This window comes from Nostocoides japonicum T1-X7, from assembly GCF_001046855.1.
Taxonomy (GTDB): domain Bacteria; phylum Actinomycetota; class Actinomycetes; order Actinomycetales; family Dermatophilaceae; genus Nostocoides; species Nostocoides japonicum.
Genome location: NZ_HF570958.1, coordinates 4,831,021 through 4,838,831, shown reverse-complemented (window position 1 = coordinate 4,838,831; position 7,811 = coordinate 4,831,021). Strand labels below are relative to the sequence as shown.

Here is a 7,811-nt window from a genome sequence, read left to right as displayed (position 1 = left end):
CTGGCCGCCGCCCTGCGCGGCACGCCGAGGGCGTCCTCGACCCGCGCCGCGACGACGAGCGCCTGCCGGCGGGCGGCGAGGTTGGCGACCGTATGCGGCACCGCGACGGGGTCGGACTCGACGGCGACGACCTGCCCGCCCGACCCCACGGCGTCGGCGAGCGCGGCCGCGAAGAGCCCGACCCCGGCATACAGGTCGACGACCCGCTCGCCCTCGCGGGGCGACAGGGCCTCCAGGACCGCGGAGACGAGGGTGGCGGCGGCCGCCGGATGGACCTGCCAGAAACCCCGGGCCGACATCGAGAACGTCGACTCCCAACCCGACGCGAGGACGACGCGCTCCCTCACGACGGGAGGCGTGCCGGGCTCCGGCACCGGGACCGCCACCGGCACGCCGATGCTCGGGTCGACGACGTCGACACCCGTCACGCCGGCGTCCCACGTGTGCCGCAGGACGCCGGTGGCCTCGACCCCGGGCGCCGCGATGAGGCAGCGATCGAGCTCGACGACCTCGTGGGAACGATGGCGGCGCAGGCCCATCCGCCCTCGTGGGGATGCGGTGAGCTCGACCCGCGTCCGCCACCCGAGGCCCTCCCCCACCGCGGCCGGCCCGGGCAGCCGCTCGGCCTCCGCGGGCATACCGGCCGCGCTGAGCTCCGCCTCGGACAGGTGGCCCAGGCGCTCGAGCTGCTCGCGGACGACGGCGGCCTTGAGCCGCCGCTGCGCGGCCAGGGTGACGTGCTGGAAGTCGCACCCGCCGCACCGCCCGGGACCCGCATACCGGCAGGGCGGGACGACCCGGTCGGGGCTCGCCACGAGGACGGAGATCGCGTCGGCACGGAGGAACCGGTCGCCCGGCGCGCCCTCGGTGACCCGGGCGACGACGCGCTCGCCGGGCAGGGCGTGCCGGACGAAGACGACGCGCCCCTCGTGCCGGGCGACGAAGTGACCGCCGTGCGCGACGGCGCCGACGTCGACGGTGAGCTCACGGCCGACGAGCGACTCCGCCGGCACGACGGTCACCGGCCACCACGGCGGATGTCACCGGCCGCCCGGCGGTGGTCCATCCGCTCCTCGACGCCCTCCGACGACTGGAGCTGCCAGGGGACGGTGGACACCATGACGCCCGGCGTGAACATGAGCCGCGCCCGGATCCGCAGCGCGCTCTGGTTGTGGAGGATCTGCTCCCACCAGTGGCCGAGGACGTACTGCGGGATGTAGACGACGACGATGTCCCGGGGGTTGGACCCGCGCAGCGACTTGACGTAGTCGATGACCGGGCGGGTGATCTCGCGATAGGGAGAGGCGAGCGCCTTGAGCGGGATGGGCATGTCGCGCCGGTCCCACTCCTCCTGGAGCGCCCGCGTCTCCTCCGGGTCGACGTCGACGGTCACCGCCTCCAGGAGCGAGGGCCGCGTCGCCCGCGCGTAGGCGAGGGCCCGCAGCGTCGGCTTGTGGATCTTGGAGACGAGGACGATGGCGTGGACGCGCGAGGGGAGCAGCTGGTCGGACTCCTCGACGACCGCGAGCTCCTCGGACACGCGCCGGTAGTGGGTCCGGATCGCCTTCATCATGAGGAAGAGGAGGGCCATGGCGGCGATGGCGATCCAGGCCCCCTTGGCGAACTTCGTGATGAGGACGACGACGAGGACCGTGCCCGACATCGTCGCGCCGATGGCGTTGATGACGCGGCTGCGCTGCATCCGGGCCCGCACCTGGGGGTTCCGCTCGACGCGCAGGTGCCGGTTCCAGTGCCGGATCATCCCGATCTGGCTCGTCGTGAAGGAGACGAAGACGCCGACGATGTAGAGCTGGATGAGCCGGGTCACCTGGGCGTCGAAAGCGATGATGAGGACGATCGCGCCGACGGCGAGCAGGATGATGCCGTTGCTGTATGCGAGGCGGTCGCCGCGGTTGTGCAGCTGCCGCGGGAGGAAGCCGTCCTTGGCGAGGATGGACGCGAGGACCGGGAACCCGTTGAACGCGGTGTTCGCCGCGAGGATGAGGATGATCCCCGTCGCGGCGATCGTGAAGTAGAAGCCGAGCGGGAAGTGGTCGAAGACGGCCTTGGCGAGCTGGCCGATGATGGTGTTCTGGTCGTACTCGACCCCGCCCGGGAAGCGCACGGCTCCGGGCGCGATCTGGGTGCCGTGCTCGCCGTCGAGGGTGAGCCGGGCCATCCCGGCGTCCGGGTCGACGTAGCGCAGGTGGGTCTTGTTGGCGAGCGTGATGATGCCGATGAGCATCGTCACCGCGATGGCGCCCATCATGAGCAGCGTCGTCGCGGCATTCCGGCTCTTGGGCTTGCGGAAGGCGGGGACGCCGTTGCTGATCGCCTCGACGCCGGTGAGGGCCGCACAGCCGGAGGAGAAGGTCCGCAGGAGGAGGAACACCCCGGCCGCGCTGCCGAGGCCGTTCGCGAAGGACGGCGTCGCGGGGACCCCGAACTTCGCGCTCTCGACGGCCGGGAGCGAGCCGTCGAAGGAGCGGATGAGTCCCCAGATCGTCATGCCGATGATGGCGACCATGAAGCAGTACGTCGGGATGGCGAACGCCGTCCCCGACTCGCGGACCCCCCGGAGGTTCATCGCGGCGAGGAGGGCGACGAGCGTGACGGCGACGACGACCTCGTGCCCGTTGATGAAGTGGAGGGCCGAGGAGGCGTTCTGGACGCCCGAGGAGACCGAGACGGCGACGGTGAGGACGTAGTCGACGAGGAGCGCGCTGGCGACGGTCAGGCCGGCGAACGGGCCGATGTTGACCGTCGCCACCTCGTAGTCGCCACCCCCCGAGGGGTAGGCGTGGACGTTCTGCCGGTACGACGCGACGATCGTCAGCATGACGAGCGCGACGACGATCCCGATCTTCCACGAGAACGCGTAGGCCGTCAGGCCCGCGACCGACAGGGTGATGAAGATTTCGTCCGGTGCGTAGGCGACCGAGGAGAGGGCGTCACTGGCGAAGACGGGGAGGGCCAGCCGCTTCGGCAGGAGGGTCTCGCCGAGCCTGTCGCTGCGCATCGCCCGGCCGACGAGCAACCTCTTGACGACGCGTGTCGAGGATGGCACAAGGGTCACTCTAGCCACGTCACGGACACCCGTCGGCGCTGCTCCCGCACGGTGTAGCGTCGCCATCGTGCACTTCGTCATCATGGGCTGCGGGCGCGTGGGATCCTCGCTCGCGCGCAGCCTGGAGCGCGGTGGTCACGACGTCGCCGTCATCGACCAGGACGAGAAGGCCTTCCGCCGCCTGGGGACCGCGTTCGAGGGGCGATGCGTGACCGGTGTCGGGTTCGACCGGGACACCCTCGTCGACTCCGGGATCGAAGGGGCGTATGCCTTCGCCGCCGTGTCGAGCGGCGACAACTCCAACATCCTCGCCGCTCGGGTCGCCCGCGAGACCTTCGGCGTCGAGAACGTCGTCGCCCGGATCTACGACCCCGGCCGCGCCGAGGTCTACCAGCGGCTCGGCATACCGACCGTCGCGACGGTCCGCTGGACCTCCGACCAGATCCTGCGCCGGCTGCTCCCCCACGGGCACGTCCCCGAGTTCACCGACCCGTCCGGCACGGTCGTCGTCGCCGAGACGCCGCTCGCGGCGTCGTGGATCGGCCGGACGTATGCCGAGGTGGAGGACGTCGCCCACGGCCGGGTCGCGTTCGTCGTGCGGCTCGGGGAGGGCTTCATCCCGGGAGCCGACGCCGTCCACCAGGAGGGCGACCTCGTCCACCTCGTCGTCCAGCGGTCCCGGTTCGCCGAGGTCGAGCGGCTCCTGGACTCCCCTCCGCCCCCTCACTGACACCGGGAGGTCGACTCACCACATGCGCGTCATCATCGCCGGGGCCGGCAGCGTCGGCCGGTCGATCGCCCGAGAGCTGCTCCACAACGGGCACCAGGTCCTCCTCGTCGACAGGGAGGCCGACGACCTGCGGGTCGCGCGGGTCCCCGACGCGTCGTGGCTGCAGGCCGACGCGGCGGAGATCAGCGCCCTCGAGGAGGCCGGCATGTCGAGCGCCGACGTCTGTGTCGCCGCGACCGGCGACGACAAGGTCAACCTCGTCGTCTCGCTCCTCGCGAAGACCGAGTTCGGCGTGGGGCGGACCGTCGCGCGGGTCAACAACCCCAAGAACGAGTGGATGTTCGACGAGGCGTGGGGCGTCGACGTCGCCGTGTCGACCCCCCGCCTCATGACCGCCCTCGTCGAGGAGGCGGTGAGCGTCGGCGACCTCGTGCAGATCTTCCAGTTCCAGCACGGGCAGGCGACGATGGTCGAGCTCACCCTGCCGGTCGACAGCCCGCACGCCGGCAAGCGCGCCGGAGACGTCGTCTTCCCTCCCGACACGGTCCTCGTCGGCATCATCCGCGACGACCACCCCATCGCGCCGAGCCGCGACGACTCCCTCGAGGCGAACGACGAGCTGCTCTTCCTCACGACCCCCGAGTCGGAGGACGCGCTGGAGTCGATGCTCAGCCCGGGGCAGCGGATCCCCCGCGGCCGGGAGCTGTGAGCGGGTCGTAGGGCGTCCGCCCCCGCAGCAGCATCGCCCCCATGACGGCGACGGCCGCCGCCCAGGCTGGCCACCCGAAGACGATCTTCGCGACCCCGAGCCACGTCACCTGCTCGGCGAGGTAGAGCGGCACCATGACGGCGGCCCGCACGACGGCGAGGACGACGAGCACCCAGGTGAGCCGGATGCATACCTTGAGCACCTGGGGATGCCGACGCCACGCGAAGGGGTCCTCCGCCGCCTGCGGGTCGGCCGCGCCGATCATGAAGCCGACGACGGGCCAGCGGACGACGATCGAGACGAGCGACGCGACACCGACGCCGGCGCTCCACAGGATGCCGGGCAGGAAGGCGTCCTGGGCGCGTCCCGAGCGGAGGGCGAAGAACGCCGCGATCGCGATGCCGAAGAGCCCGGAGAGGACGAACTGGAGGCTCTTGCGCTCGACGATCCGGACGACGGCCGTGACGACGGCGATCGCACCCGCGACGACGAGCGCCGGCTTCAGCTCGTGGCGCCAGGTCCACATGACGACGAAGCCGACCGTCGGCAACGCCGTCTCGGCCGACCCGCGCCAGCCGCCGAGGGCCATCGCGAGGCTGCGTCGGATGTGCTCCTCGACGGTCGTCGGCTCGGCTCGCGCGGTGCCCTCGGGCGGCCCGGCTCCGTCGGCTCCCTCGGGGTGCGGGGGCTGGGCGTCAGGCACGGCCACGATGGGGGAGGATCTCGTACGTCGGGTTGTAGATCGTCGGCATACCCTTGACCTTCGCGACGCGGCCGTGTGCCCTGAGGAAGGTTCCCGGCTCGATGCCGCCGATGCTGCGCCGTCCCAGCCACACGAGGTTGAGCGGGCGTGTGCCGTCGTAGATCTCCGCGACGAGCATGGGGACGCTCGTCCGGGGTGGGAGGGTGAGGGCGCGCACCGATCCGCAGACGTCGACGACCTGCCGGTCGTCGCACTCCCGGATGGGAGTGCCGCCCGCGCGGGTCGAGTCCTCCTGCAGCTCGTCGGCCTCGAGCTCGGTCGAGGTCTTGGTCACCGCGTCCCGCCAGCGGTCGAAGACGGAGCCGTGTGCGCCCATCACCGCACCTCGGTGATCTCTGGTCCGCGCTCGAACGGGTCGAGGACCCCGTCATCGGCTCCTCCGCCGGCCTCACCGGCCTCGGCCTCGTCCTCGGGGTTCGTGGGGAGTGCCAGTGGCAGCAGCTCCCGGGGCGCCATCGGGCTGTCGCCACGCACGACGACCGCCGAGCGGACGACCTCGAGGAGCGGCGCCGCCGCGGCGTCGTCAGAGGCGGCCCGGCCGGAGAACACCGCGCGGAGGAACCAGCGGGGTCCGTCGACGCCCGTGAACCGTGCCGGTGTGTACACCTTGCGGCCACCCGGCCCGGCGGACGGCATGTTCGTCGCGAGCTCGATCCCGAGAGGGCCGTGCTTCTCCTGCGAGGTGCCACCCTGGCTCACGATGGACTGGGCGATCTCGTCGCGGATCTCGGTCCACAGGCCACCCGACTTCGGCGCCGCGAACGCCTGCAGCTGGACGGCCGAGTCACCGAGGACGGCGACCGCCGCGACGACCGCGTCCTGTTCCTGGTCGACCTCGAGGCGCAGCTCCATGCCCTCGAAGCCCCTCATCCACAGCGCGCCGAGGTCGATCCGGCCGTCCGGACCGTCCACCTCGGACGCGTCGAAGGGGCCGTTCGCCCGGTCGAAGGCCGGCTCGACGACCCTCGTCCCGCCGTCGGCTGCGGTCGTCTCGACCTGCTCGGTGTCCTCGACCTGCTCGGTCGGCTCGGTCTCGGCCGGCTCGGCCTCGGGCGCCGATGCCTCGGACGTGTCCTCGCGCGCGCGTCGCCGGAAGATGCTCACTGTCCGCCTTCTCCACTCGTCTCGGGGTGCGCCGGTCCGAACCCGCCGCTCGACCCATGTCCAGTGTCCCCCCGGACGCTCTCCGGGAGCGAATCCACCTCCTCGAACCGCGCGTGCGCGACGCGCTGGAGGACGAGCTGGGCGATCCGGTCACCGACGCGGACGGTGAACGGCTCGGTGGCGTCGTGGTTGACGAGGTTGACCTTGATCTCGCCGCGGTAGCCGGCGTCGATGGTGCCCGGGCCGTTGAGGGTCGTCACTCCGTGGCGCGCGGCGAGACCGGACCGCGGGTGCACGAGACCGACCCAGCCCTCCGGGAGGGCGATCGCGATGCCGGTCGGCACGAGCGCCCGCTCCCCCGGCCCGAGCGTCACCTCGCTCACCGCATGGAGATCGGCGCCGGCATCGTGCTCCTTGGCGTAGGCCGGCACGACCGCGTCCGGGTGGACGCGGCGCAGCAGGATGTCGACGGAGTCGGTCACCGGAGTCGGGCGGATCGCGACGTCAGGCGGCACATTCCCGGCAGATGAGGACGCCGGAGGTGTCCGACGCCAGCTGGCTGCGGTGGTGGACGAGGAAGCACCGTGAACACGTGAACTCGTCGGCCTGGCGCGGGATCACCCGCACCGACAGCTCCTCACCGGACAGGTCGGCGCCGGGCAGCTCGAAGCCCTCGGCCTGCTCGGCCTCGTCGACGTCCACGCTCGATGCGCTCTTGTCGACGCGTCGGCTCTTCAGCTCCTCGATGCTGTCCTCGGACAGCTCGTCGTCGGTCTTGCGTGGCGCGTCGTAGTCGGTCGCCATGGTGGTGACTCTCCCGTTCCCTGAAGTCTCGATGCCGGTCCTGCCCGCCCCGGCGGCTCTCTCGTCGTGGGACCCCGTACAACGCCGGAGGTCCCCGTTTTGTGCCCGTCGGCGAAGCGGGATTGTGCCTCACAAACGCCCGCTGCGCCACCCAGTTCCGCCTGACGGCCCGCACCTGCCGAGTCATCGTGCATCACTCCCCCGTATGCCGCGACCCCAACCCCCTCTTCCCGTCCCCTTCCACCCGCTTCCCCCGCGCTTCCCCCCGCTTCCACACACCGCGGCCGAGCCCCCGCCCCCCGTGATCCCGCACGTGCCGAGCTGATGCTCCCGGACGCGCCCCGCGACGACCTCACCTCCGCACGTGCGAACGGACCGGCGTCGGCGAGCCGATGCTCCCGACGCGCCCCGCGACGACCTCACCTCCGCTCGTGCGAACGGACCGGCGCAGGTGACGACGCGCCGCTGGCTGCTGGCCCAGCCGGGCGAGTGCGCGGGACGAGGGTCACCGCCTTGTGGGGAAGCTGGCATCACCCAGGACTCTGGCCAGCTTCCCCACAAGGACTCTCACGCCGCCCACGGCCGACGCGACCACGACAACCCCGCACCTGCCCCAGCCCTCCTCGGCAGATGC

The 7,811-nt window shown here is 71.9% G+C and carries 9 protein-coding genes; 2 read left to right on the top strand and 7 right to left on the bottom strand.

Annotated features, from left to right (window positions below):
• Positions 1-1,022, bottom strand: a 1,022-nt coding sequence (locus tag BN12_RS21995) for a class I SAM-dependent RNA methyltransferase (protein WP_053080163.1), incomplete at its 3' end; no start/stop codon positions are given.
• Positions 1,019-3,067: an APC family permease gene (locus BN12_RS21990; protein WP_048555662.1), complete on the bottom strand. Its 2,049-nt coding sequence runs from the start codon at positions 3,065-3,067 to the stop codon at positions 1,019-1,021. The genes BN12_RS21995 and BN12_RS21990, both read right to left, overlap by 4 nt.
• Before the next feature lie 67 nt (positions 3,068-3,134).
• Between BN12_RS21990 and BN12_RS21985 the strand changes: the two genes are divergently transcribed.
• Positions 3,135-3,797 (top strand): potassium channel family protein, encoded by a 663-nt coding sequence (locus BN12_RS21985; RefSeq protein ID WP_048555661.1) that lies wholly within the window; start codon positions 3,135-3,137, stop codon positions 3,795-3,797.
• Between the two features lie 22 nt (positions 3,798-3,819).
• Complete coding sequence (locus BN12_RS21980; RefSeq protein ID WP_048555660.1) at positions 3,820-4,506, top strand: potassium channel family protein; 687 nt, start codon at positions 3,820-3,822, stop codon at positions 4,504-4,506.
• Here BN12_RS21980 and BN12_RS21975 read toward each other — a convergent pair.
• From BN12_RS21975 to BN12_RS21955, 5 genes are read right to left on the bottom strand one after another with little or no spacing between them, the layout of a single operon-like run.
• On the bottom strand, positions 4,466-5,215 hold the full coding sequence (locus BN12_RS21975; RefSeq protein WP_235432496.1) for a DUF3159 domain-containing protein: 750 nt from the start codon (positions 5,213-5,215) through the stop codon (positions 4,466-4,468). The two genes, BN12_RS21980 and BN12_RS21975, sit on opposite strands and share 41 nt — an antisense overlap.
• Positions 5,202-5,585, bottom strand: coding sequence for an OB-fold nucleic acid binding domain-containing protein (locus BN12_RS21970; RefSeq protein WP_048555659.1), 384 nt, complete (start codon positions 5,583-5,585; stop codon positions 5,202-5,204). The genes BN12_RS21975 and BN12_RS21970 overlap by 14 nt, the downstream gene beginning before the upstream one ends.
• Positions 5,585-6,373: a DUF3710 domain-containing protein gene (locus BN12_RS21965; protein ID WP_048555658.1), complete on the bottom strand. Its 789-nt coding sequence runs from the start codon at positions 6,371-6,373 to the stop codon at positions 5,585-5,587. Before BN12_RS21965 ends, BN12_RS21970 begins: the two co-directional genes overlap by 1 nt.
• Positions 6,370-6,855 (bottom strand): dUTP diphosphatase, encoded by a 486-nt coding sequence (dut, locus tag BN12_RS21960; RefSeq protein WP_048556763.1) that lies wholly within the window; start codon positions 6,853-6,855, stop codon positions 6,370-6,372. Before dut ends, BN12_RS21965 begins: the two co-directional genes overlap by 4 nt.
• Positions 6,856-6,877: 22 nt before the next feature.
• Entirely contained in the window at positions 6,878-7,177 is a 300-nt protein-coding gene (locus BN12_RS21955; protein WP_048555657.1) for a DUF4193 domain-containing protein, read from the bottom strand.
• Between the last annotated feature and the right edge of the window lie 634 nt (positions 7,178-7,811).

Bases quoted from the DNA above. Each gene is read 5' to 3' on its own strand.
- BN12_RS21980 (WP_048555660.1), top strand. From the start codon at position 3,820: ATGCGCGTCATCATCGCCGGGGCCGGCAGCGTCGGCCGGTCGATCGCC.
- BN12_RS21970 (WP_048555659.1), bottom strand. From the start codon at position 5,585: ATGGGCGCACACGGCTCCGTCTTCGACCGCTGGCGGGACGCGGTGACC.
- BN12_RS21955 (WP_048555657.1), bottom strand. From the start codon at position 7,177: ATGGCGACCGACTACGACGCGCCACGCAAGACCGACGACGAGCTGTCC.